This is a genomic window from Streptomyces sp. ATexAB-D23, from assembly GCF_000373645.1.
Lineage (GTDB): Bacteria > Actinomycetota > Actinomycetes > Streptomycetales > Streptomycetaceae > Streptomyces > Streptomyces castrisilvae.
Genome location: NZ_KB892089.1, coordinates 95,987 through 117,508, shown reverse-complemented (window position 1 = coordinate 117,508; position 21,522 = coordinate 95,987). Strand labels below are relative to the sequence as shown.

18 protein-coding genes, 1 other RNA gene and 2 pseudogenes are annotated in these 21,522 nt (G+C 72.6%); 11 read left to right on the top strand and 10 right to left on the bottom strand.

Translation table 11 applies throughout. From position 1 onward, the window contains the following. Position 1 precedes the first annotated feature (1 nt). Genes B082_RS0134655 through B082_RS0134645 form a run of 3 tightly spaced genes read right to left on the bottom strand, consistent with a single transcriptional unit; the run spans position 2 to position 2,921 of the window. On the bottom strand, positions 2-1,237 hold the full coding sequence (locus B082_RS0134655; protein ID WP_026250494.1) for a sensor histidine kinase: 1,236 nt from the start codon (positions 1,235-1,237) through the stop codon (positions 2-4). An 11-nt stretch (positions 1,238-1,248) separates the two neighbouring features. Next, positions 1,249-1,977 carry an ABC transporter permease gene (locus tag B082_RS0134650; protein WP_018556365.1) on the bottom strand — a complete coding sequence of 243 codons (729 nt, stop codon included), beginning with the start codon at positions 1,975-1,977 and terminating at the stop codon, positions 1,249-1,251. Then, positions 1,977-2,921 (bottom strand): ABC transporter ATP-binding protein, encoded by a 945-nt coding sequence (locus B082_RS0134645; protein ID WP_199783893.1) that lies wholly within the window; start codon positions 2,919-2,921, stop codon positions 1,977-1,979. Before B082_RS0134645 ends, B082_RS0134650 begins: the two co-directional genes overlap by 1 nt. A 304-nt stretch (positions 2,922-3,225) precedes the next feature. On the opposite strand from B082_RS0134645, the gene B082_RS0134635 reads away from it, so the two are divergent. The 3 genes from B082_RS0134635 to B082_RS0134625 all read left to right on the top strand — a co-directional run bounded on the left by B082_RS0134635 (position 3,226) and on the right by B082_RS0134625 (position 6,253). After that, the gene (locus tag B082_RS0134635) at positions 3,226-4,101 is read left to right on the top strand and encodes a MaoC/PaaZ C-terminal domain-containing protein (RefSeq protein WP_018556362.1); all 876 of its coding nucleotides are present in this window, start codon (positions 3,226-3,228) and stop codon (positions 4,099-4,101) included. A gap of 84 nt (positions 4,102-4,185) precedes the next feature. After that, positions 4,186-5,262 carry a Zn-dependent alcohol dehydrogenase gene (locus tag B082_RS0134630; protein ID WP_018556361.1) on the top strand — a complete coding sequence of 359 codons (1,077 nt, stop codon included), beginning with the start codon at positions 4,186-4,188 and terminating at the stop codon, positions 5,260-5,262. Between the two features lie 49 nt (positions 5,263-5,311). After that, the gene (locus tag B082_RS0134625) at positions 5,312-6,253 is read left to right on the top strand and encodes a 3-oxoacyl-ACP reductase (protein WP_018556360.1); all 942 of its coding nucleotides are present in this window, start codon (positions 5,312-5,314) and stop codon (positions 6,251-6,253) included. 190 nt (positions 6,254-6,443) lie between these two features. On the opposite strand, the gene B082_RS39680 is transcribed toward B082_RS0134625, so the two are convergent. Both B082_RS39680 and B082_RS0134620 read right to left on the bottom strand, forming a co-directional pair. Then, on the bottom strand, positions 6,444-6,593 hold the full coding sequence (locus tag B082_RS39680) for a hypothetical protein (RefSeq protein WP_199783898.1): 150 nt from the start codon (positions 6,591-6,593) through the stop codon (positions 6,444-6,446). A gap of 144 nt (positions 6,594-6,737) precedes the next feature. After that, the gene (locus B082_RS0134620) at positions 6,738-8,210 is read right to left on the bottom strand and encodes a hypothetical protein (RefSeq protein WP_018556359.1); all 1,473 of its coding nucleotides are present in this window, start codon (positions 8,208-8,210) and stop codon (positions 6,738-6,740) included. 211 nt (positions 8,211-8,421) lie between these two features. On the opposite strand from B082_RS0134620, the gene B082_RS0134615 reads away from it, so the two are divergent. From B082_RS0134615 to B082_RS0134605, 3 genes are read left to right on the top strand one after another with little or no spacing between them, the layout of a single operon-like run. Continuing rightward, positions 8,422-9,258, top strand: coding sequence for a Nif3-like dinuclear metal center hexameric protein (locus B082_RS0134615; RefSeq protein ID WP_018556358.1), 837 nt, complete (start codon positions 8,422-8,424; stop codon positions 9,256-9,258). Continuing rightward, positions 9,255-9,998, top strand: a complete 744-nt coding sequence (locus tag B082_RS0134610; protein WP_199783897.1) for a zinc ribbon domain-containing protein — start codon at positions 9,255-9,257, stop codon at positions 9,996-9,998. Before B082_RS0134615 ends, B082_RS0134610 begins: the two co-directional genes overlap by 4 nt. Continuing rightward, the gene (locus B082_RS0134605; RefSeq protein WP_018556356.1) at positions 9,998-11,347 is read left to right on the top strand and encodes a bifunctional RNase H/acid phosphatase; all 1,350 of its coding nucleotides are present in this window, start codon (positions 9,998-10,000) and stop codon (positions 11,345-11,347) included. Before B082_RS0134610 ends, B082_RS0134605 begins: the two co-directional genes overlap by 1 nt. 194 nt (positions 11,348-11,541) lie before the next feature. On the opposite strand, the gene eda is transcribed toward B082_RS0134605, so the two are convergent. Both eda and yaaA read right to left on the bottom strand, forming a co-directional pair. Continuing rightward, positions 11,542-12,162, bottom strand: a complete 621-nt coding sequence (gene eda / locus B082_RS0134600) for a bifunctional 4-hydroxy-2-oxoglutarate aldolase/2-dehydro-3-deoxy-phosphogluconate aldolase (RefSeq protein ID WP_018556355.1) — start codon at positions 12,160-12,162, stop codon at positions 11,542-11,544. A 64-nt stretch (positions 12,163-12,226) separates the two neighbouring features. Next, a complete protein-coding gene (gene yaaA, locus B082_RS0134595) occupies positions 12,227-13,027 on the bottom strand; it encodes a peroxide stress protein YaaA (RefSeq protein WP_018556354.1) in 801 nt (266 codons plus the stop codon). A 200-nt stretch (positions 13,028-13,227) separates the two neighbouring features. Between yaaA and B082_RS0134590 the strand changes: the two genes are divergently transcribed. The 4 genes and pseudogenes from B082_RS0134590 (at position 13,228) to rnpB (ending at position 15,839) form a co-directional block, all read left to right on the top strand. Beyond that, on the top strand, positions 13,228-14,646 hold the full coding sequence (locus B082_RS0134590; protein WP_018556353.1) for an RNB domain-containing ribonuclease: 1,419 nt from the start codon (positions 13,228-13,230) through the stop codon (positions 14,644-14,646). A 64-nt stretch (positions 14,647-14,710) separates the two neighbouring features. After that, entirely contained in the window at positions 14,711-15,220 is a 510-nt protein-coding gene (locus B082_RS0134585; protein WP_018556352.1) for a TetR/AcrR family transcriptional regulator, read from the top strand. Between the two features lie 68 nt (positions 15,221-15,288). Continuing rightward, a pseudogene (locus B082_RS39385) lies at positions 15,289-15,408 on the top strand (Uma2 family endonuclease); the annotation flags it as partial. 31 nt (positions 15,409-15,439) lie between these two features. Further along, positions 15,440-15,839: RNase P RNA component class A (rnpB, locus tag B082_RS37575), an RNA gene on the top strand. Positions 15,840-16,611: 772 nt separating this feature from the next. Here the strand turns inward: rnpB and B082_RS37340 are convergent. Continuing rightward, positions 16,612-17,859, bottom strand: a complete 1,248-nt coding sequence (locus tag B082_RS37340; RefSeq protein ID WP_018556350.1) for an MFS transporter — start codon at positions 17,857-17,859, stop codon at positions 16,612-16,614. A 295-nt stretch (positions 17,860-18,154) separates the two neighbouring features. Here B082_RS37340 and B082_RS0134570 point away from each other — a divergent pair, with 295 nt between their 5' ends. Continuing rightward, complete coding sequence (locus tag B082_RS0134570) at positions 18,155-19,360, top strand: acyltransferase family protein (RefSeq protein ID WP_106435578.1); 1,206 nt, start codon at positions 18,155-18,157, stop codon at positions 19,358-19,360. 142 nt (positions 19,361-19,502) lie between these two features. Here B082_RS0134570 and B082_RS0134565 read toward each other — a convergent pair. Together B082_RS0134565 and B082_RS0134560 are read right to left on the bottom strand one after the other, a co-directional pair. Further along, a pseudogene (locus B082_RS0134565) lies at positions 19,503-20,210 on the bottom strand (NADPH-dependent F420 reductase); the annotation flags it as partial. 58 nt (positions 20,211-20,268) lie between these two features. Next, positions 20,269-21,279 (bottom strand): beta-ketoacyl-ACP synthase III, encoded by a 1,011-nt coding sequence (locus B082_RS0134560; RefSeq protein WP_018556347.1) that lies wholly within the window; start codon positions 21,277-21,279, stop codon positions 20,269-20,271. Positions 21,280-21,522 lie beyond the last annotated feature (243 nt).

Here is a 21,522-nt window from a genome sequence, read left to right as displayed (position 1 = left end):
TTCACCGGCCCAGGGTAGGCGAGTTGTCCGCGCGGTCCCTCACATCCGGCTCCGCCGCGTCGCCGTCCGCCGCGCCGCCCGCGTCCACCGGGAGTTCGGCGGTGACCACGAAACCGCCGTCCGGTCCCGGGCCGGCCACCAGGGAGCCGCCGGCCGCGGCGAGCCGTTCGGTCAGCCCCTTCAGGCCGGTGCCGCCGATGCCCGGGGTCGGCGCGGGCCCGTCGGGCCTGCCCCGGCCGTCGTCGGTGACGGTCAGCCGGACCCGTTCCCCGCTGCCGCCGAGCTCGAACACACAGCGGGCGGCGGTGGAGTGGCGTACGACGTTGGTGACGGCCTCCCGCACCACCCAGCCCAGCAGTGCCTCGGTCTGCGGAGCGAGCGGGGGTCCCGAGCGCCGGACGACCGGTTCGATCCCGGCGGCGGTCAGCGCGGACCTGGCCCGGTCCAGCTCGGTGGCGAGGCTGCCCTCGCGGTAGCCGGTCACCGCCTCGCGGATCTCGGTGAGCGCCTGGCGCCCGACGGACTCGATGTCGGCGACCTGGGACAGCGCCGCGTCCATGTCGCGCGGGGCGAGCCTGCGCGCGGCCTCCGACTTCACGACGATGACGGAGAGCGTGTGGCCCAGCAGGTCGTGCAGATCGCGGGAGAACCGCAGCCGCTCCCGCTCGACGGCGGTACGGGCCAGCTCCTGCCGGGTGTCGCGCAGCTCCATCACCGTCTCCGACAGGGTGAGGATCGCCGCCGTCACCGCCCCGGAGATGAACGTCCCGTACCCCAGCGTCCACGGGGTCGACGCGCTGTCCCCGCGCCAGACGGCGATCCAGCACGCGGTGATCGCGAGGCCGAGCAGCCCGAGCACCAGCCGGCGGCTGCGCAGGACCGTACCGCAGGCCAGCGACAGCAGCGGGAAGAACAGCAGCCAGCTGCCGCCGTAGCCGATGGCCAGGGCGAAGGTGACCGCGGCCAGCGCGCCCAGCAGCACGTACGTCACCGGGCTCTCCCGCTTCTTCTTGACGAAGCCGCGGAACACCACCGAGATGTAGAGGGAGTTGAAGGCGAGGAGGCCGGCGCCACCGATCCACGGGCTGGGGGTCTCGCCCTGGAAGAGGTTGGAGAAGGCGCCGAGCCCCATCAGCAGCCAGGGCATCAGGGCGTACGGGCCGGGAGGGCCCGGCCGGCGGCCCTCCCTGCGCAGCCGGCGCCGCTCCTTGCGGGATGGTGTTGCGTTGCGCGGCATGTTCGCTCCCGTCACACGGTCCTGGCGGCCCGACGGTACGAGATCCGGGCGTACACACCGAACAGCAGCAGCCACACGGCGAGTACCCCCAGAGTCGTCGCGCCCGGCGCGTGTCCGTCGGTGGTCGCCCAGCCCAGGTCGGCGAACCGGTTGGCGGGGGTGAAACGGCCGACCGAGCCCAGCCACCCGGGCAGCATCTCCAGCGGGAACCACAGCCCGCCGACGACCCCGAAGCCCATCAGGCAGGCGACGTTGACGACACCCGTGCCCTGCGGGGTCAGGCGGTAGCCGTTGCCCAGGCCGAGGAGGGTGAAGGGCAGCGCACCGGCCCACAGCACCAGCACCAGCACGGCCCACTGCCAGCCCGCCATCCGCACTCCGTTGACCAGCGCGCCGGCCAGCAGCACGGTGAGGATCACCGGCAGCACGGTCACCGAGCCGCTGACGGCCCGGCCCACCACCGCCTGGGTGGGGGAGAGCGGGGTGACCCGCAACTGCTGGAGCCAGCCCAGCGACTTGTCGGAGGCGACGCCCGTACCGATCGACATGGCCGAGCCGAGCGCCCCGTACGCGGCCATGCCGACCATGGAGGCGGTGCGCCAGCCGTCGGCGCCCTCACCGTCGCCGGAGCCGATGTTGGTGAAGATCAGATACATCAGGACCGGCATCCCCGTGCCGAAAACGAGGAAGGAACCGTCGCGCAGGGTCCGGCGGATTTCGAGCAGAACGTAGCGGAACATCAGACGGTCTCCTTCTCGTTCTTGAGCGTGGTGTCACCGGGAGCGGTGAGGGCGAGGAAGGCGGTCTCCAGCGTGGCCACCGAGACCTGGAGGCCGCGGACCATGCCGAGCCGGGCCAGCTCCATGACGGTGGCGTCCGAGTCGTCGGTGTGCAGCAGGGCGCGGTCCCCGGTCACCTCGACGGTGGCGACCCCGGGCAGCAGCTCCAGGCCCTCGGTGGAGCGGCCCGCGAGGTCGAAGGAGACCTGGTTGCGGCCGGCCGAGCCCTTGATGGTCTCGCCGCTGCCGTCGGCGACGATCCGGCCCCGGTCGATGACGACGATCCGGTCGGCGTTCTCGTCGGCCTCCTCCAGGTAGTGGGTGGAGAAGAGCACGGTGTTGCCGCGCCGGGCGTAGGCCCGCATCGAGTCCCAGAAATCACGCCGTCCCTCCACGTCGAGGGCGGCGGTCGGCTCGTCGAGCACGATCAGCTCGGGATTGCCGGCCAGCGCGACGGCGAACCGGACGCGCTGGATCTGGCCGCCGGACAGCTTGTCGATGCGCCGGTCCGCGTACTCCGTGACCCCGGCCAGGACCAGCGCCTCGGCGACCGGCAGCGGGTGCGGGTAGGTGGAGGCGACGAAGGCGACCAGCTCACGCACGGTCACCCGGGGGATCGGGCGCCCGTCCTGGAGCATGGCGCCGACCAGACCCGCCCGCACCGCCTGCTCGGGGGAGCGGCCCAGGACCTGCACGGTCCCGGCGTCCGGCTCGTCCAGCCCGAGCAGCAGCGAGATGGCGGTGGACTTGCCCGCGCCGTTGCGCCCGAGCAGGGCCACGGTCTCGCCGCGCCTCATCGTCAGTTCGATTCCGTCGGCGGCCCGTACGCTCCGGCCGGCCCGCCCGAAGGTCTTCACCACCCCGGTGAAGACCACCGCTGCCTCGTCGTCCCTTGTCTGCGTCATGTCTACGAGATTACGGAGGGTGAGTGTGCCGTGGCAGAGGCACATGTACGCGGTCGGCGATGACATATGTCACCGCCGCCACCGGACGGAATGCTGAACCGGTTGCCGCGTAAGCGATCTGACGGAACGTCAGCGGTCTTCACAACTTCCGGGCGCTGCGTTATACAGGGGGGCAACCGGCTAGAACGCGTTCTAGAACAGGCGTGGTCCGCCCGGTCCCCGCACGACCTCGGTGCGGCCGACGGTGCGGACGGCCGTGCCGAGGTCTCCCACCGTCGAGGAGCAGTCGAGGAGCAGCTTCCCCATGCCCATTGATGCCGAGAAAGCTCTCGCCGCCGAACCCCGGACCAGCCGGATCGGCTGGGACCACAAGGACGTCCAGCTCTACCACCTCGGCATCGGCGCGGGCGCCCGCCCCGGCCTCGCCGACCCTGCCGTCGACCCCGGCGAACTGCGCTACACGCTGGAGTCACGGCTCCAGGTGCTGCCCTCCTTCGCCACGGTCGCGGGCGCCGGTACGGGCATGGCGGGGCTCGCCTCGCCCGGCATCGACGTGGACCTCGCCGCCGTCCTGCACGGCGGGCAGAGCGTACGCGTGCACCGGCCGATCCCCGTGAAGGGCGACGCCGTACAGACCTCCAAGGTCGCCGCCGTGTACGACAAGGGGAAGGCGGCCGTGCTGGTGCTGCGGACCGAGGCGGCGGACGACGACGGCCCGCTGTGGACCAACGACTCCGAGATCTTCGTACGCGGCGAGGGCGGCTTCGGCGGCGAGCGCGGTCCTTCCGGACGCACGGCCCGCCCGGCCACCGCCCCCGACCAGGTGGTCGAGCGGCCCGTCCGCCCGGACCAGGCCCTGCTGTACCGGCTGTCCGGCGACTGGAACCCGCTGCACGCCGACCCCGGTTTCGCCGCGCTTGCGGGCTTCGACCGGCCGATCCTGCACGGGCTGTGCACGTACGGCATCACGCTCAAGGCCGTCACCGACACCCTGCTCGACGGCGACGCGAGCCGCATCCGCTCCTACCGCGCCCGGTTCGCCGGAGTGGTCTTCCCCGGCGAGACCCTCCGTATCCGGATGTGGACCGCGACCGCCGGGAACGAGGTACGGGTGGAGGTGACGGCCGCGGAGCGGAACGACGCCGTGGTCCTCGGCGACACCTCCGTCACGCACTCCTGAACCGCGCACTTGTGAACCCGCGCACTCCTGAACCCGCGCACTTCCGAGCCCATGAACCGCCCGTGTACCGAGGGGAGCCGCACCATGCGCGCAGCCGTACTGCACGAGATAGGCCAGGACAAGCTCGAAGTCCTCGACGACGTCGAGGCGGTGGGCTTCGGCCCCGGCAAGGTCAGGCTCCGCATCCGGGCCACCGGCCTGTGCCACTCCGACGTGTCCGCGATGAGCGGGGTGCTGCCCCAGCCCGCCCCCTTCATCCCCGGCCACGAGGGCGCCGGCGAGGTCATCGACGTGGGCGACGGGGTGAGCGGGCTGAGCGCGGGCGACCGGGTCCTGGTCTGCTGGCTGCCCGCCTGCGGCTCCTGCCCGGCCTGCAAACGCGGCCAGACCCAGCTGTGCCTGGCCGGCTTCATGAACGCCGGCACGCCCAACTTCAAGCGCCCCGGCGGGGACGTCTTCGGCTTCGCGGGCACCGGCACCTTCACCGAGGAGGTCGTCGTCGGAGCCGGCTGCGCGGTGCCGATCCCCGACGACGTCCCGTTCGAGATCGCCGCGCTGATCGGCTGCGGGGTCACCACCGGCCTCGGCGCCGCCATCAACACCGCGCGGGTGGAGGCCGGTTCGTCGGTCGCCGTGATCGGCTGCGGCGGTGTCGGCATCTCCACCGTTCAGGGCGCCAGGGTCCAGGGCGCCGCCCAGATCGTCGCGGTCGACCCGGTCGCCTCCCGGCGCGAGGCCGCGCTCCGCTTCGGTGCGACCGAGGCCGTCTCCCCCGAGGAGTTCGCCGACGCCAAGCAGCGGATCACCGCGGGCGAGGGCTTCGACTACGTCTTCGAGGTCGTCGGCAAGTCCGCCACCGCCCGCACCGCGTACGAGAACACCCGGCGCGGCGGCACCCTCTGCATCGTCGGCGCGGGCGCGCTGGACGACAACTTCCAGGTCAACATGTTCGAGCTGTTCTTCGACGAGAAGCGCATCCTGCCCTCCATGTACGGGGGAGGGGACGTGCTGCGCTCCTACGAGCGGGCCATCGCGCTCTGGCGGGCCGGCCGCATCGACCTCGCCTCGATGATCACCCACCGGGTGCGGCTCGACGGCATCAACGACGCCCTCGACCAGATGCGGACCGGCGAGTCGCTGCGTACCTGCGTCGAGCTCTGAACCCGGCCCGCCCCGCCGCCCGTTGTCTCCCGAGAGGACCCGAGAACCGATGTCACTTCCCCTGGACGGACTGACCGCGGTCGTCACCGGCGCCGGTCGCGGCCTCGGACGCGCCGAGGCGCTGGAACTCGCCCGGCTCGGCGCCGCCGTCGTCGTCAACGACTACGGGCAGCCGGGCCGCGACGGCTCGGGCGAGGCGTCGGCCGCCCCTGCCGAGGAGGTCGCCGAGGAGATCAGGGCGGCGGGCGGCCGGGCCGCCGCCCACCTCGGCGACGTCTCCGACCACGAGCAGGCCCGCGCCCTGGTGGAACTGGCCGTCGAGACGTACGGGCAGCTCGACATCCTCGTCAACAACGCGGGCATCCTGCGCGACCGGATGATCTTCTCGATGACCGAGGACGAGTGGGACTCGGTGATTCGGGTCCACCTCAAGGGCCACTACAACACCACGCACTTCGCCGCCGCGCACTGGCGCGCCCGCTCCAAGGCCGCCGGCGGCCCGGTCCACGGCCGCGTCGTGAACACCTCGTCGGAGGCGTTCCTCGCCGGATCGGCCGGCCAGCCCAACTACGCGGCGGCCAAGGGCGGCATCGTCGGCCTGACCACCTCCACCGCCCTCGCCCTGGGCCGGTACGGCGTCACCGCGAACGTGATCTGCCCGCGCGCCCGGACCAGGATGACCGAGGACGTCTTCGCGGGCTTCGAGGAGCCGGGGGACGGCCGGCTCGACGCCCTGGCCCCCGAACACGTCTCCCCACTCGTCGGCTACCTCGCCTCACCGGCCGCCGCCCACGTCAACGGTCAGCTGCTCGTGGTACACGGCGGGATGGTCGCCGTCATGGAACGCCCCCGGGTGGCCGCGAAGTTCGACGCGGCCAAGGAGGCGTTCTCCTTCGAGGAACTGGACGAGGCGCTGACCCCGTACTACGCGGACCGCCCGCCGAACGAGACGTTCGCGGCGGCCGAGGTGCTGGCCCTCAAACGCGGCTGAACAGAAGGGCTGAACAGGGCGGCTGAGCAGGGCAGCTGAACAGAAGGGCTGAGCAGGGCAGCTGAGCAGGGCAGCTGAACAGAAAGGCTGAACAGAGGGGCTGAACAGAGGGGTGCCCCCGCGGCCGGAACGCTGTGGCCGGTCGCGGGGGCACCCCTCTCCCCTCCGTTGTTCTCCTGGCGGGCGGTGGTCAGGCCGCCGCGCTGCCCTTGTCCTCGGGACGGCGGTGACGGCCGGCCGGCTGGGCAGCCGCGTCGTCCGTCGCCACACCCCCTCGGTGCTTTCCGGAGCCGCCGGCTTCGCCCTGCGCGTCCGCCCCCGGCGGGCGTGTCTGGGTCATGTCGGTGCGGGCTTCAGACATGTGGGAAGTCACCCCGTTGTGATCGCTTACGTGTGTGTCGTCCGGAGCGTCACGCCCCCGCCGTCCCGGGACAAGGCCACGGTCGGTGACCGCAGTGCACGGTTGCGTGAGCCCGGCCCAAGCTTAGCCAGGAGCCGTACGCCCCACGAGAGGCGCCTGCCCCAACGGAACCGGCCTACACACAGGAGGAGGCGCCACAGCCGCGGAAGGTTGCGTACCGCTTTCACCGCATCCGGGACCCTCCACCGGCTCCACCTCCTCCGGCATCTCCAGCAGGGCCACCGCGCAGGCCGTCGCCCCGTCCGCGTAGGGGAGTCTGAGCACGCCGTCGCGGGACCAGACGCCGCTGCCCGCAAGCCAGCCCCCGGGCGCGGCGAGCTGGTGCAGCCGACGGCCCGCCGGGCGCCACACCCCGACCCAGCTGCCCGCCGCCCCGTCGATCCGCAGGGCCACCGCGCAGCTCTCCGGCATCAGCATCTGGCCCGGCTGCACGGCGAACGGCTCCACCGCGCAGTCCGGCAGGCGCAGGCACTCCGGGAAGCGCACCGGCAGGCAGCTGCCGAGCACCCCCCAGCCGAGCCGGTCGTGCCCCGGCGCGTCCGAGCGGATCAGCAGCAGTCCGCTGTCGGGGTCGGCGAGCAGCAGCCGGTCGTCGCTGTCGGGCGCGATCTGGAGCAGCGGCGTCATCTCCGCGCCCCGCCCCAGGTCCACGGCGACCGCCTTCACCGGGCCGCCGCCGGCCGGTTCCCGGTCCAGGGCCAGCAGCCGGCCCGCCCGGTCCAGCCAGACCCCGCCGGAGCAGCGGCCCGGCAGATCCGCCAGGTGCTCCGGCCCGCACGCCCCGCCGGCCACCCGCCACAGCGCGGTGGAGTACTCGCCGGCCGACAGGGCGTACACGCAGGCGCCGTCCGGCGAGGGCGGCAGCAGCGTCAGCTCGTCGCTCTCGACGGCGCCCAGCAACAGCTCGCCGGTGCCGGGCCCGGTCGGGTAGAGCAGCGAGAAGGTGTGCCGCTCCGCGACCCGGCGCCGGATCAGCACCCGCCCGTCGGCGAGCGGCAGCACCTGCGAATCCGCCTCCTCCGGCTGGTTCGTCGGCAGGGGGACGGCGTACGGCTCGGGCCCGTCGAGCGTCCAGCGCTCCGCGAACCAGGCGGTGTCGGCGCCCGCGCCCGCTTCCACGGTCCCGGGCGCGGCCGTCAGCCGGGCACCGTACGCGCCGTCGGCGGTGAGCGTGAAGCCGGGCAGGACCGTTTCGGCAGGGTCGGCCCTGGCGTGGCCGGGCCGAGCGGGGCCGACCTCGGCAGGCGCGGTCCGCGCGGGGACGCCGTCCCCCGGGGCGCCCTCCGCGTCGGCGGCCCCGTCCACTGCGGCCCCGTCCACTGCGGCGGCGGTCGCTCCGGCCCCGCCCGCTCCGGCCCCGCCCGCTTCGGCCCCGTCCACTGCGGCCCCGCCCGCTTCGGCGGCGGCCGCTCCGGGATCGCTCGGGTCGGGCTCGGGCTCCGACGGCTCACCGGTCCCGGTCGCCTCGGCGGAGCCGTTCCCTTCGGCGGACCCCTCCGCGTGTGTGGTCCCGTCCTCGATGGCACAGGCAGTCATCGACTCATCACCTCCGGCAACCGAAGCTAGTTTTCGCACTTCCAGCCGAACAACACGAGACCCCCCCACTTCACACATAAGGGTGGTGATGGTCGGATTCGGCTGTGACACCGAGGGCGGGTGTGCTTCGCGAGGGGCCGCTCCCGGGCCGCGGGAGGGCGGTCCGTTCCCGGGGCTCCCGGGGACGCGCCGGGCAGGTAGCCTTTCCCCCGTGCCCCGTCTGTCTGATGTCATCTCCGAGCTCGACGCCCTCTGGCCGCCCGAGCGGGCCGAAGGTTGGGACGCGGTCGGCACCGTCTGCGGTGATCCGGACGCCGAGATCCACCGGGTGCTCTTCGCCGTCGACCCCGTCCAGGAGATCGCCGACGAGGCGATGGAGCTGGGCGCGCACCTGATCGTGACGCATCACCCGCTCTACCTGCGCGGTACGACGACCGTCGCGGCGACCACCTTCAAGGGCCGGGTCGTGCACACCCTCATCAAGCAGGGCATCGCGCTGCACGTGGCCCACACCAACGCCGACACCGCCGACCCCGGCGTCTCCGACGCCCTGGCCGCCGCCCTCGACCTGCGCGTCGAGCGCCCCCTCGTACCCGACCCGACGGACCCGGCGGGCCGCCGCGGACTCGGCCGGATCTGCGCGCTGGACCACCCCGAGACCCTGGGCGCGTTCGCGGCCCGCGCCGCCGCCCAGCTGCCCGCCACCGCGCAGGGCATCCGCCTCGCCGGCGACCCGGAGGCGCTCGTGCGCACCGTCGCGGTGAGCGGCGGATCGGGCGACAGCCTCTTCGACGCGGTGCGCGCCGCGGGCGTGGACGCCTTCCTCACCGCCGACCTGCGCCACCACCCGGCCTCCGAGGCCACCCAGCACTCTCCGCTCGGCCTGGTCGACGCCGCGCACTGGGCCACCGAGTGGCCCTGGTGCGAGCAGGCCGCCGCACAGCTCGAAGCGATTTCCGACCGCCTCGGATGGGACCTGCGGGTCCATGTCTCGAAGCAGGTCACCGACCCCTGGACCGCCCACCACTCTTCTGGAGCCCCCAACTGAACGCCGCGCCCGCCGACCAGATCCGACTTCTCGACGTCCAGGCGCTCGACCAGCGCCTCTCCCAGCTCGCGCACCGCCGCAAGTCCCTGCCCGAGCACGCCGAGATCGAGTCGCTCACGGCCGACCTCTCCCAGCTCCGCGACCTGCTCGTCGCCTCGACCACCGAGGAGAGCGACACCGCCCGCGAGCAGACCAAGGCGGAGCAGGACGTCGACCAGGTGCGCCAGCGCGCCGCCCGCGACCAGCAGCGCCTGGACTCCGGCGCGGTCACCTCGCCGAAGGACCTGGAGAGCCTCCAGCGCGAGATCACCTCGCTCGCCAAGCGCCAGGGCGACCTGGAGGACGTCGTCCTCGAAGTCATGGAGCGCCGCGAGTCCGCGCAGGAGCGGGTCACCGAGCTGACCGACCGGGTCGCCGCCGTGCAGGCCAAGGTGGACGATGCCACCGCCCGCCGCGACGCCGCCACCCAGGAGCTCGACGCCGAGGCCGCCACGGTCACCAAGGAGCGCGAGGTCGTCGCCGGTTCGGTCCCCGCCGACCTGCTGAAGCTCTACGACAAGCTCCGCGCCCAGCAGGGCGGGGTGGGCGCCGCCCGCCTCTACCAGCGCCGCTGCGAGGGCTGCCGCCTGGAGCTCAACATCACCGAGATCAATGACGTGAAGGCCGCGTCCCCCGACACGGTGCTGCGCTGCGAGAACTGCCGCCGCATCCTGGTCCGCACCGCGGACTCGGGCCTGTAGTGAGCCGGCCGCGCCAGTTCGTCGTCGAGGCCGACGGCGGCTCCCGGGGCAACCCGGGCCCCGCCGGCTACGGCGCGGTCGTCATCGACCCGGAGACCGGCGAGACGCTGGCCGAGGCCGCCGAGTACATCGGGGTCGCGACGAACAACGTCGCCGAGTACAAGGGCCTCGTCGCCGGCCTCCGTGCCGTGAAGGCGCTGCTGCCGGATGGTCCGGGGGAGGCCGGCGCCCGGGTCCACGTCCGGATGGACTCCAAGCTGGTCGTGGAACAGATGTCCGGCCGCTGGAAGATCAAGCACCCGGACATGAAGCCCCTCGCGGCCGAAGCGGCGAGCGTCCTTCCGGGCTTCGCCGTCACCTACGAGTGGATCCCGCGCGAGCGGAACAAGCACGCCGACCGCCTGGCCAACGAGGCGATGGACGCGGGCAGGCGCGGCGCGCAGTGGGACCCGACGGCCTCCACCGCCGCCCTCGACGCACCGCGCTCCTCGGTGACCGCCGCCCTGCCCCCGGTCGAGGGCCCGCCGGGCGACGCGGCGGCCGGCGCGGCGAGAGCCCGAGCGGCACTGAACCGGCCGGGCGCCGGGTCCCAGGGCCCGGCCGGGGCGGGCCGTGCGACGCGGGCACCGTCCGCGACGCCGCCCACCGCCACCACCGAGCCCTCAAGCCCGCCGCCCTCCGACCCCGTCACCCCGCAGGTGGGCTGGGGCTCCGCCCCCGACCTGGGCGCGCCCGCCACCCTCGTCCTGCTGCGGCACGGCGAGACGGCCCTCACCCCGCAGAAGCGGTTCTCCGGAAGCGGCGGCACCGACCCCGAGCTCTCCGCCGCCGGCCGCGAACAGGCCGAGCGGGCGGCGGCCGCCTTCGCCGCGCGCGGCACCGTGCAGGAGATCGTCAGCTCACCGCTGCGCCGCTGCCGCGAGACGGCCGGCGCGGTCGCGGCCCGGCTCGGCCTGGAGATCCGGGTCGAGGACGGGCTGCGCGAGACGGACTTCGGCGCCTGGGAAGGGCTCACGTTCGGCGAGGTCAAGGAGCGGTACGCCGCCGACCTGGACGCCTGGCTGGACTCCCCGGACGCCGCGCCGACCGGTGGCGGCGAGAGCTTCGCCCAGGTCGCCGTCCGGGTGGCGGAGGCCCGCGACCGCCTCGTCACGCGTTACGCGGGGCGCACGGTCCTCGTCGTCACGCACGTCACGCCCATCAAGACCCTGGTCCGGCTGGCCCTGGGCGCGCCCCCGGAGTCGCTGTTCCGGATGGAGCTGTCGGCGGCGTCCGTCTCGTCCGTCGCGTACTACGCCGACGGCAACGCCTCGCTGCGCCTGCTGAACGACACGTCCCACCTGCGCTGACCCGGACCGGGGCAGCACTCGGCCCCACCGGCGGGGGGGAAGGCCGGTGGGGCCGAGGCGGTTCCGGCGGGTCGGGGGATTACCGGCCGGAACCCGGGTCACCCGGCATGCGGGCTACGTCCCCTACAAGGGTCGTGCCCCGAATGCCGGGAGGCATGCACGGCGAGGCGCGACGGGTTCTCCCGCCGCCCCGTTCAGCCCCGCAGCGCCGCCGCCCCGGCGGCCAGCCGCTCCACCCGCCCCCAGTCCCGGGCCGCGACCGCGTCGCCGGGAACCATCCAGCTGCCGCCCACGCAGCCGACGTTGGGCAGCGCCAGATACGAGGGCGCGGAGGCGAGCGAGATGCCGCCCGTCGGGCAGAAGCGGGCCTGGGGGAGCGGGGCGGAGAGGGCCTTCAGATAGGCCGTGCCGCCCGCCGCCTCGGCCGGGAAGAACTTCATCCCGGTGACCCCGCGCTCCAGCAGGGCCACCACCTCGGAGGTGGTCGAGACCCCCGGCAGGAACGGCAGCCCGGACCCCTGCATGGCGTCCAGCAACGCGTCCGTCCAGCCGGGGCTGACCAGGAACCGGGCCCCCGCCGCCACGGTGTCGGAGACGTTGCCGGGCGAGATGACCGTGCCGGCCCCGACCACCGCGTCCGGCACCTCGGCGGCGATGGCGCGGATCGCGTCCAGGGCGGCGGCGGTGCGCAGGGTGACCTCGATCGCCGGAAGCCCGCCCGCGACCAGGGCACGGGCGAGCGGCACCGCGTCGGCCGCGTCCTCCAGGACGACGACGGGCACGACGGGGGCGAGGTCCAGCACGGAGGAGGTCATGCGGCCATCCTGCCCGGTCAGCGGCGCGGTGCGCAACGAGCGTTGCGGAGGGTGCAACGTATGGTCAGTGGATCTCCGTCACGACCACATCGAGCTGCCACGGCCGCCCCGCCCGCGTGGGCGCCTCGCCCTCGACGACGTACCCGAGGTCCCGCAGGACGCCCATCAGCTCGGCGGGCCCGGCCGGCCGCGCCCCCGCGAGCAGCAGATCGCGCACCATCCGCCCCTTGGTGGCCTTGTTGAAGTGGCTGACCACGGACCGCTTCTCCACCCCGTCCACGACCTGCGCGTGCAGCACCCGCACGCTCGCCGTGCGCTCCGCGACCACACCCTTCGGCTTCCAAGCCGCCGTGTACGCGGACGAGCGCAAGTCCAGCACCAGCCCGTTCCCGGCAGCCTCGGGCATGACCTCCGCCATGGGCCCGCGCCAGAACGCCCCGAGCGCGCCGAGACCCGGCAGCTTCACCCCCATCGAGCAGCGGTACGGCGGAATCCGGTCGCCCACCCGCACCGCGCCCCACAGCCCGGAGAACACCAGCAGCGACTTACCCGCGAGGCGGCGGGCGGCCGTGTCGAGCGAGTCCAGGCCGAGAGCGTCGTACAGCACACCGGTGTACAGCTCCCCGGCCGGACGCGTCCCCGCCGTCCGCAGCTCCGCGTTCTTCGCGACCTCGCCCCGCAGCCCCTCGCTGAGCCCCAGCACGTCCCGCGCCTTCTCCTCGTCGGCCACGCACAGCTCCACGAGCGCGTCCAGCACCTCGGCACGCGCCCCGGCGAGACCGGGCAGCGACAGGGACTCGGGCTTCAGGGGCGCCCCGCGCCCCGAGGCGGCCTTTCCTTCGGAGGGCGGCAACAGCACGAGCACGGCGGTTCTCCTTCTTACGTACGGGGAAGAGGCGCGGCGGTGTGCGGACCGCACGGATGCCCCAGGTCAGCGTACGGGGACGGCGAGGCAGTTCGTACGGGGCGGAGGGGCCCACCGTACGGGCACAAGGCCCTCCGTTCGGAATGCCGCGTTCCGCGCTCCGCCCTACGCTCGGGACCATGCCCCGCCGTCATCTGCACATGACCGGCGCAGCCGAGACCCCGCTGCGGGCGGCCCTGCGCGGCCTGCGCACCGAGCTGTCGCTCCCCGACGACTTCCCGCCCGAGGTGTCCGCCGAGGCGGCGGACGCCGCGCGGAGCTCGGAGCTCGCCGGGCACGCGGACGCGACGGACCTTCCCTTCCTCACCATCGACCCGCCCACGTCCACGGACCTCGACCAGGCAATGCACCTGGAACGTCGCGCCCACGGCTACCGCGTGCACTACGCCATCGCGGACGTGGCCGCGTTCGTGCGCCCCGGCGGCGCGCTCGACGCCGAGGCCCACCGCCGGGTGACGACGCTGTACTTCCCGGACGGCCGGGTGTCCCTCCACCCCGAGGTCCTGTCCGAGGACGCCGCGAGCCTGCTGCCCGGCCGGGTCCGCCCCGCGGTCCTCTGGGAGATCGACCTCGACCCGGAGGGCGCGGCGGTCGCGACCCGGGTGCGCCGGGCCCTCGTACGCAGCCGCGCCAAGCTGGACTACGCGGGCGTGCAGCGGCAGATCGACGCGGGCACAGCCGAGGAACCGCTCGCCCTGCTCCGGGACATCGGCACGCTCCGCGAGGAGCAGGAGGTGGCCCGGGGCGGCATCTCGCTCAATGTGCCCGAGCAGGAGATCACCGAGCACGACGGCCGCTACGGCCTGGCCTACCGCGCCCCGCTCCCCGCCGACGGCTGGAACGCCCAGGTCTCCCTGCTCACCGGCATGGCGGCGGCCCACCTCATGGCGGAGAGCGGCACCGGCATCCTGCGTACGCTGCCGGTCGCGCCCGACGGCGCGGTGGCCCGGCTGCGGCGCAGCGCCGAGGCCCTGCACATCGACTGGCCGCATCACGTCCCGTACGCGCGGCTCGTCCGCTCGCTCGACCCGGGGCGCACGGATCACGCGGCGTTCCTCCAGGAGTGCACGACGCTGCTGCGCGGCGCGGGCTACACGGTCTTCGACGCCGGCGACCTGCCGGTGCCCGCCGTGCACGCGGCCGTGGCGGACCTGTACACGCACTGCACGGCGCCGCTGCGCCGCCTCGTGGACCGTTACGCCTCCGAGCTGTGCGTCGCGGCCTGCGAGGACCGGGACCCGCCCGAATGGGTCCTGGCCGCCCTGCCCGCGCTGCCCAAGGAGATGGCGGAGGGCACGCGCCGGGCCAACACCGTGGAGCGGGAGTCGGTGGACCTGGTCGAGGCGGCGCTGCTCAAGGACAAGGTGGGCGAGGTCTTCGACGGTTACGTGGTGGACGTGAAAGAGAACGAACCGGCCACCGGCACCGTCCACATCGACGCCCCGGCGATCGTCGCCCGCGTCGAGGGCGCCGCGCCCCTGCCCCTGGGCGAGCGCCTGCGGGTCCGGCTGGCCCAGGCCGCTCCGGGCACGGCGAAGGCCCTGTTCGTACCGGCCTGACGGCGTCTCGTACGATCGCGAGTCCGGCCCCCGCGCCCCGCGCCCGTACGACGGAAGGACCGGCGTGACCGACCGCGCCCGCCAGCACCAGATCCTGGCCGCCGCCCGCATGCTCCTGGAGCAGGAGGGCCCGGAGGCGCTGACCATGCGCCGGCTCGCGGGGCTGCTGGGCATCACGGCCCCGTCCCTCTACAAGCACTTTCCGGACAAGTCCTCGGTGGTCGACGCGCTGGCCGACGCGATGCTGACGGAGACCGCCGAGGCCCTGGAAGCGGCGGAGACGGCCGCCCCCGGCTCCTTCCCCGCCCTGGCCACGGCCTACCGCGCCCACGCCCTGGCCCACCCCCACCTCTACCGCCTCACCACGTCCCGCCCCCACCCCCACCACCTGGAGGACCGCGCCGCCGCCCCGCTCTTCCGCGCCCTGGCCCCCGAGGACCACCTGGCCCGCGCGGCCTGGGCCTTCGCCCACGGCATGGTCATGATGGAACTGAACGGCCGCTTCCCCACCCCGGAGTCCGTCACCACGGCTTGGACGGCGGGCATCACCGCGTTGGGGTCGAGCCGGTTGTGACAGTGGCGGGTCCGTTTGTGCCACGATGGCCCATTCCGGCGAGCGACCGAGGAGAGGGCGCCACATGTCCGCTGTTCAGCGACCCGGAGGGCGACGACTACCGGCAGCACCGCACGGTCCCGTTCGGCAAGTCGGTCCGCTTCCCGGAGCCGTTCTCGTTCGACCTGGAGACGGCGGAGTTCATCTGATTCGGCCAGGTAGCATGGGCCCCACGGCAGACGAGCCGGGCGGACGGCCGCGTGGGGATCTTCGGATCCTCCCGAGGAACGTCCGGGCTCCACAGGGCAGGGTGATGGCTAACGGCCACCCGGGGTGACCCGCGGGACAGTGCCACAGAAAACAGACCGCCCGGGACCTCGGTCCCGGGTAAGGGTGAAACGGTGGTGTAAGAGACCACCAGCGCCTGGGGCGACCCAGGCGGCTAGGTAAACCCCACCCGGAGCAAGGTCAAGAGGGAGCACCTCGGTGCTCCTGCGCGAACGCTTGAGGGCTGCCCGCCCGAGTTCGCGGGTAGACCGCACGAGGCCGGCAGCAATGCCGGTCCTAGATGGATGGCCGTCTCCCCGGCCGCCGCGAGGCGACCGGGCGACAGAACCCGGCGTACAGCCCGACTCGTCTGCCGCTACCTGCGGCTTTGCCTGGGAAAGGCCCTTTGACCTGCAGCGGAGGCCCTTTCCGGGCTTTCAAGGGCTTGCTGCGTCAGGTGGCGTAAAGTCCCTCGAAAGTCCCTCGGACAGCGCTGAAAGTCCCTGAAAAGTCCCTGGACAAGGGGTGGGGCGCTACGGGGCTGAGAGGCAGAGCCGCGCTCGGGTCGTGGATCACGGTTGTCGCAGATCCTCGCGGGGTACCCGGCCGGGCGCGCTCAGAACGACGCGGTGACTGCAGCCCGGGACGACATCAACACTGGGCGGCGTCGCAGGCGACGCCACGCTCGCCCGCGCGCCGGAACGCCTGGAGCTCACCTTGTTCGCAGGCGCGGGAGAGTGGACCGGACACGGTCTGGGGTACAACAACGCTCTGTTCATGGCGGCCGAACTGCTCCTGTTTCCACCAGTCGAAATCCTTGCCCGGACACCATTGGCGCCCGTGGGCGTCTGCCACCGTGGTACCCGCGCAGGATCACCGGCGTCCCGGCCGGCACCCGCACGTGGCCGCCGGAGGCCGACACCACGGCCCGCAGGTTCATACGCAAGTGCCGTTCGGCCCGGGGCCGGGCGCAGCAGCGGCGAGTGACGGCGCGGATCGCGAAGTCGGACCTGCTGCCCACCGATGTGAGTCTGCTGGAGCACCGCGCAGGCTTCGCCGAACCGAGCGCGGTCTGCGTCCAGTTCGGTTCGGCGCGGCCACCCGGCCTGCCCGGCCCGGAGCCGGCGCGAGGTCCGCGGGCGGCCTCAGTCCCGCCGGCGCACGCTGTCCCTCCCGCACAGCACAGCCAGTGCCGTCGCGCCCGCGGCGAACACCGCCGCCACGAGCATGGTCGGCCGTTGTCCCGACGCGTTCGTGAGCAGCCCACCGATCAACGCCCCGACGCCGATGGCGCCGTTGAAAGCCGCCACATACCACGAGGAAGCCGCCTCGCTCTTCTCGGGGACGGCTTGCAGCACCCACGTCTGCAACGCCACCGGCAGAGCCGCGTACAGCACGCCCCAGCAGACCAGCATCGTCACGGCGAGCGGAGTGCTCGCACCGCCCGCCCACATCACTGCCAGGACGACGCCCAACAGTCCGCTGCTGCCGATCAGGCTGCCCCGCAGCGCATGCGCCACCACCGCACCCGCCGCGAAGTTGCCCACCAGTCCGGCCACGCCGAAAACGAGCAGCAGCACGCTGATCAACGAGGGCCGGACCCCTGTGACCTCCTCCAGGTAGGGCGTCACGTAGGTGAAGGCCAGGAAGTGTCCGCTCATCACCAGCGCTGTCACCCCGATCGCCGCCAGCAGGGTGCGATGGCGCAGCACATGGAGGAGTGTGCGCAGGTTCCCGCTGCCCTGCGCGGGCAGCGTCGGCGTGAACAGCACTGCTGCCGCCAGCACCGGCACACCGAGCAGAGCCACGCACGCGAACGCCACGTGCCAGCTCGTCGATTGGCCTATCGCTGTGCCCAACGGCGTGCCCGCGACCGAGGCCAACGAGATCCCGCCCAGCACCACCGAGGTCGCCCGCACGGCGTGCTGCTCGGGGACCAGCCGTACGGCGATCGACACGGCGATGGACCAGAAGACACCATGGGCCAGCGCCACGATGATGCGGGCGGCCAGCAGCAGCGCATAGGTGGAGGCCACCATCGCCAGCGCATTGCCGGCGATGTAGAAGACCATCAGCGTCGCGAGCAGCCACTTGCGGTCCATACGGCTCGTAAGCATGGTCAGCGGCGCTGCTGTCGCCGCCGCGACCATGGCGAAACCGGTCACCAGAAAGCCCGCCGCGCCGACCGACATCGACGTACCGTCAGCGATCGACGGCAGCAGACCGATCGGCAGGGTTTCGGTCGTGACGAACGAGAAGACACCGAGGGTCAGTCCGGCGACGGCCAGCCAGCCGCGCGGTGCCGAGTTCTTCGCCGGTTTGGCCGACTGTGCCGAGCCGGGTGCGTGGGGTGAGTGCTGCGAGGTCGACTGACCGGTCGCACCGTGGGACATTCCTGCTCCCGATGGGATATGCCTGCGATGAATTATTCAGGGAATTGATGAAGAGGTCGGAAAATTGTTTGACGGGTCGTTCGGGTGATTTAGGTATGGGGTTATCGTCGCGCGCGCACCGAGTCTTCGGGAAGTGTTTTCCAGTCGTGGTGGTAGGGCCACCACCCATCGCAAACTGCCTGGTAGTCGCTCTGCTGGTGCTGGGAGTAACCGGATGAATCCACCCCCGCAGCAGCGGGAAGGGTCGGGTAACTTGCGCTTATCCGAATCCCACGTTTCCCTGAGGAGCAGATACGTGTCGACGGACCGAATGAGTGCGACGGGGCGCCCCCGGATCACTCGCCTCAACACGCTCACCGGGCTGCGCTTTCCCGCCGCTTTCGTGGTGTTTCTCTACCACGCGTCGCTGCTCGGATTTCTGGGCGTGCCCTGGCTCAGCCCCGAGAACACGCACGACTACTACCGCTCGGTACACCACGCCGGCGCGCTCGGCGTCAGTTTCTTCTTCGTGCTCAGCGGCTTCGTGCTGACCTGGTCGGCTCGGGGCTCGGACACCGCGGTGCGCTTCTGGCGCCGCCGGTTTCTGAAGATCGTCCCCAACTACCTGGTGGTCTGGGTGCTGGCCATGGTGGTCTTCGCGGCACCCCACACCGACATGCAGATCGGCGTGCTCAACTTCTTCATGCTCCAGGTGTACTACCCGGACTTCGCCATCAACTTCGGTGTTAACCCGGCTGGTTGGTCCCTGGCCGTCGAGGCGGTCTTCTACCTGTCCTTCCCGTTCCTGCTCCGCCTGATCAAGAAGATCCCGGCCAACCGGATCAACCTCTGGGTCGCGATCGTCGGCCTCGGCATCATCGCCACACCGTTTCTTTCCACCCATCTCGCGCCGGCCGGTTCCGTGTTCATGCCCATGGAGCCCGAGACCTCGGTAAACCAGTACTTCTTCTCCTACATCCTGCCGTTTCCGCGGGTACTGGACTTCGCGCTCGGCATTCTGGTGGCCCGCTCGGTGATGTCGGGGCGCTGGCGCAACATCGGTATGGTCTGGGCCGGCGCACTGCTCATCGCCAGCTACGTGCTCGGCTACTTCGTGCCGTACATCTACTCGTCGCGTGCCGTCTGCGTCATCCCGGCCGCCATCCTCATCGCGGCCGGTGCCATCGCGGACGACGAGGGCCGCTTCACCGTCTTCCGTAACAAAGTGACGGTCTGGCTCGGTGACATCTCTTTCGCCTTCTATCTCGTGCACTTCACCGTGCTGGAAGGTGTGTGGAAGCTGCTCGGGAGCAAGACGTACAGCGCACCGCAGGCCGCGGCCATGATGGTGCTCGGCCTCGGCGTCGCGATCCTCGCGTCCTGGGCGCTGTACGGCCTGATCGAGCGCCCCGTCACCCGGCGCTGGTCGAACCCGAGGAGGAGGCCGGCGTCCGCCCGGCGGGAAGCGGTCCCCGCGGAGTCCCTGTCGCTCGCCGCCGGGGCGGCCGGCGAGGAGCGCTGACCGACGCCGGGCAGAGGAGACAGCCACCCGGCGACCGCCTGCCCCGACCGGCTCCGGCCGGTCGGGGCAGGCGGTCGCTTCGTCTTCCCGGACGACGGGCGACGACGGGTACGTCGTCCCGCGGCCGCCGTCGTACGACGCCTCAGCCGCTGATGCCCGCTGCCCTCCGCAGGCCGGCTGCCGTCGAGAAGTATCCGAAGAGCGCGCCGTCGGGCTCCAACGCCGCGGACTCGTCCAGCCCGCCGATCCGTACCGGGACGAAGCCCGCGTCGTGTACGAGGCGTTCCGTGATCCGCAGCGCGTCCGCGTCGTCCCCGGCGACCGCCATCCCCCAGAAGTGCCGCTGCCGCGTGCCGCGCGGCCAGAGCAGTTCGTCCGGGAAGTGGCTGAACGCCCGCGTCACCGAACTGCCCGGCAACCGCTTCGCCGACCAGGTGCCCTGGGTCAGGCCCGGGCCCAGCTCGGACCTGAACAGGCCGTCGGCGGAGACTCCGATCGGGCTTGTCGCGTCGATCACGGTTTTCCCGGTCAGACGGTCGTCCACCTGCTCCAGCAACTCCTCAAGATGCGGATGCGGCACCGAGAGCAGCACCACGTCACTCGCGTCCACCGCATCCGGGTAGGAGGCCGCCCGCGCTCGCTCGCCCGACTCCTCGACGAGGGCGGCGAGCCGGTCCGGAGTCCGGGAACCGAAGGTCACGGTGTGGCCGGCGGTCAGCCAGTGGCGGCCCAGGGGGCGGCCGATGTTGCCCGCGCCGAGGACGGCGATGCGCAGCGGGGTGGGACCGGTCTTGGGTTCGGGCATCGTCCAGCTCCTTGGTCTCTGTGATCGGTCACGGCGGGACAGCCGCCGGACATGACTGGCGGCCGCCGGTCCTCCCGCGCCGACGGCCGTCCCGGTGCAGCGCTCAGCCCGCCACGATCTCCGGCCACACCAGGGCTGTGGAGCCCCAGGTCAAGCCGCCCCCGAAGGCGCTCATCAGGATTCGGTCGCCGGGCGTCAGCAACCCCCGGGAGGCGGCGTCGCCGAGCGCCAGCGGGATGGAGGCGGCCGACGTGTTGCCGACGCGGTCGAGGTTGACGACTGTCCGGTCGCGGGCCAGGCCGAGCTGGTCTGCGACGGCGTGCAGTATCCGCACGTTCGCCTGGTGGCCGACAAACCAGTCGACCGACTTCGGGGTCCAGCCGACGCGGTCGAGCAGGGTCTGGGACGAGGCTGCCATACGGGTCACGGCGTGCCGGAAGACCGGCTTGCCCTCCATGTGGAAGTACGTCTCGGCGGGGCGGGTGCCGGACGCCGTCACCGCGCCGGCCGGCTGCCGTGAGCCGCCGGCCGGGACGATGATGAGGTCCTTCAGCGAGCCGTCGCTTCCCAGGTCGTGTGCGAGCAACGCGCCCGGTTCGGACGGTTCACCGGCCCGCAGCACCACGGCCCCGGCGCCGTCAGCGAAGATCACCGAGGTGGCGCGGTCCTCGGGGTTGAGAATCCTGGAGTAGGTCTCCGCCCCGATGACCAGCACGCGGTCGGCGATCCCGGCGGCGATGGCGCCCGCGGCGGACGCCATCGCGTAGACGAATCCGCTGCACACGGCGGCGACGTCGTACGCGGCGACTGGGCCCAGCCCCAGCCGGTGGGCGACATGGGGAGCGGTCGCCGGGCAGGGGTGGTCCGGCGTGGTCGTGGCGACGACGACCAGATCGACGTCATGGGTGCCGGCCGACTTCAGCGCCCGCCCGCCTGCCTCGACGGCCAGGTCACCCGTGGCGGTGTCGGGTTGGGCCCAGTGGCGCTGGGCGATGCCCGTGCGAGAGCGGATCCACTCGTCGGAGGTGTCCATGGCCCGGGCGAGGTCCTCGTTAGTGACGACGCGGCGCGGCACGTATGTTCCGAGTCCGGCGAGGACCGCCGCTCTGCTCATACCGCCGTCTCCTTCAGCGGATACCAAGGGGGCCTCCCTGATTGCGATGCCGGACCTCGTGGCCGGGCCGTCGGAAGGTGCCGCCTCTTCGGTAGGGGACGGAGGAGGAACGACACACGTGGTCGGGTACGTGGCGACGGCGCTGATGCGCCCTCGTCACGAGGAGGCACCAAGGCGTACGACGATTATCGGGCGACCGGACACCGCCCTGCCAGACTGTGTCGACGCTGTGACTGGCCCCGG

What these genes read in the sequence shown, in the direction of transcription:
- B082_RS0134655 (WP_026250494.1), bottom strand. Translation starts at nt 1,237, where the DNA reads ATGCCGCGCAACGCAACACCATCCCGCAAGGAGCGGCGCCGGCTGCGC.
- B082_RS0134650 (WP_018556365.1), bottom strand. Translation starts at nt 1,977, where the DNA reads ATGTTCCGCTACGTTCTGCTCGAAATCCGCCGGACCCTGCGCGACGGT.
- B082_RS0134645 (WP_199783893.1), bottom strand. Translation starts at nt 2,921, where the DNA reads ATGACGCAGACAAGGGACGACGAGGCAGCGGTGGTCTTCACCGGGGTG.
- B082_RS0134635 (WP_018556362.1), top strand. Translation starts at nt 3,226, where the DNA reads ATGCCCATTGATGCCGAGAAAGCTCTCGCCGCCGAACCCCGGACCAGC.
- B082_RS0134630 (WP_018556361.1), top strand. Translation starts at nt 4,186, where the DNA reads ATGCGCGCAGCCGTACTGCACGAGATAGGCCAGGACAAGCTCGAAGTC.
- B082_RS0134625 (WP_018556360.1), top strand. Translation starts at nt 5,312, where the DNA reads ATGTCACTTCCCCTGGACGGACTGACCGCGGTCGTCACCGGCGCCGGT.
- B082_RS39680 (WP_199783898.1), bottom strand. Translation starts at nt 6,593, where the DNA reads ATGACCCAGACACGCCCGCCGGGGGCGGACGCGCAGGGCGAAGCCGGC.
- B082_RS0134620 (WP_018556359.1), bottom strand. Translation starts at nt 8,210, where the DNA reads ATGACTGCCTGTGCCATCGAGGACGGGACCACACACGCGGAGGGGTCC.
- eda (WP_018556355.1), bottom strand. Translation starts at nt 12,162, where the DNA reads ATGACCTCCTCCGTGCTGGACCTCGCCCCCGTCGTGCCCGTCGTCGTC.
- B082_RS0134590 (WP_018556353.1), top strand. Translation starts at nt 13,228, where the DNA reads ATGACCGGCGCAGCCGAGACCCCGCTGCGGGCGGCCCTGCGCGGCCTG.
- B082_RS37340 (WP_018556350.1), bottom strand. Translation starts at nt 17,859, where the DNA reads ATGTCCCACGGTGCGACCGGTCAGTCGACCTCGCAGCACTCACCCCAC.
- B082_RS0134560 (WP_018556347.1), bottom strand. Translation starts at nt 21,279, where the DNA reads ATGAGCAGAGCGGCGGTCCTCGCCGGACTCGGAACATACGTGCCGCGC.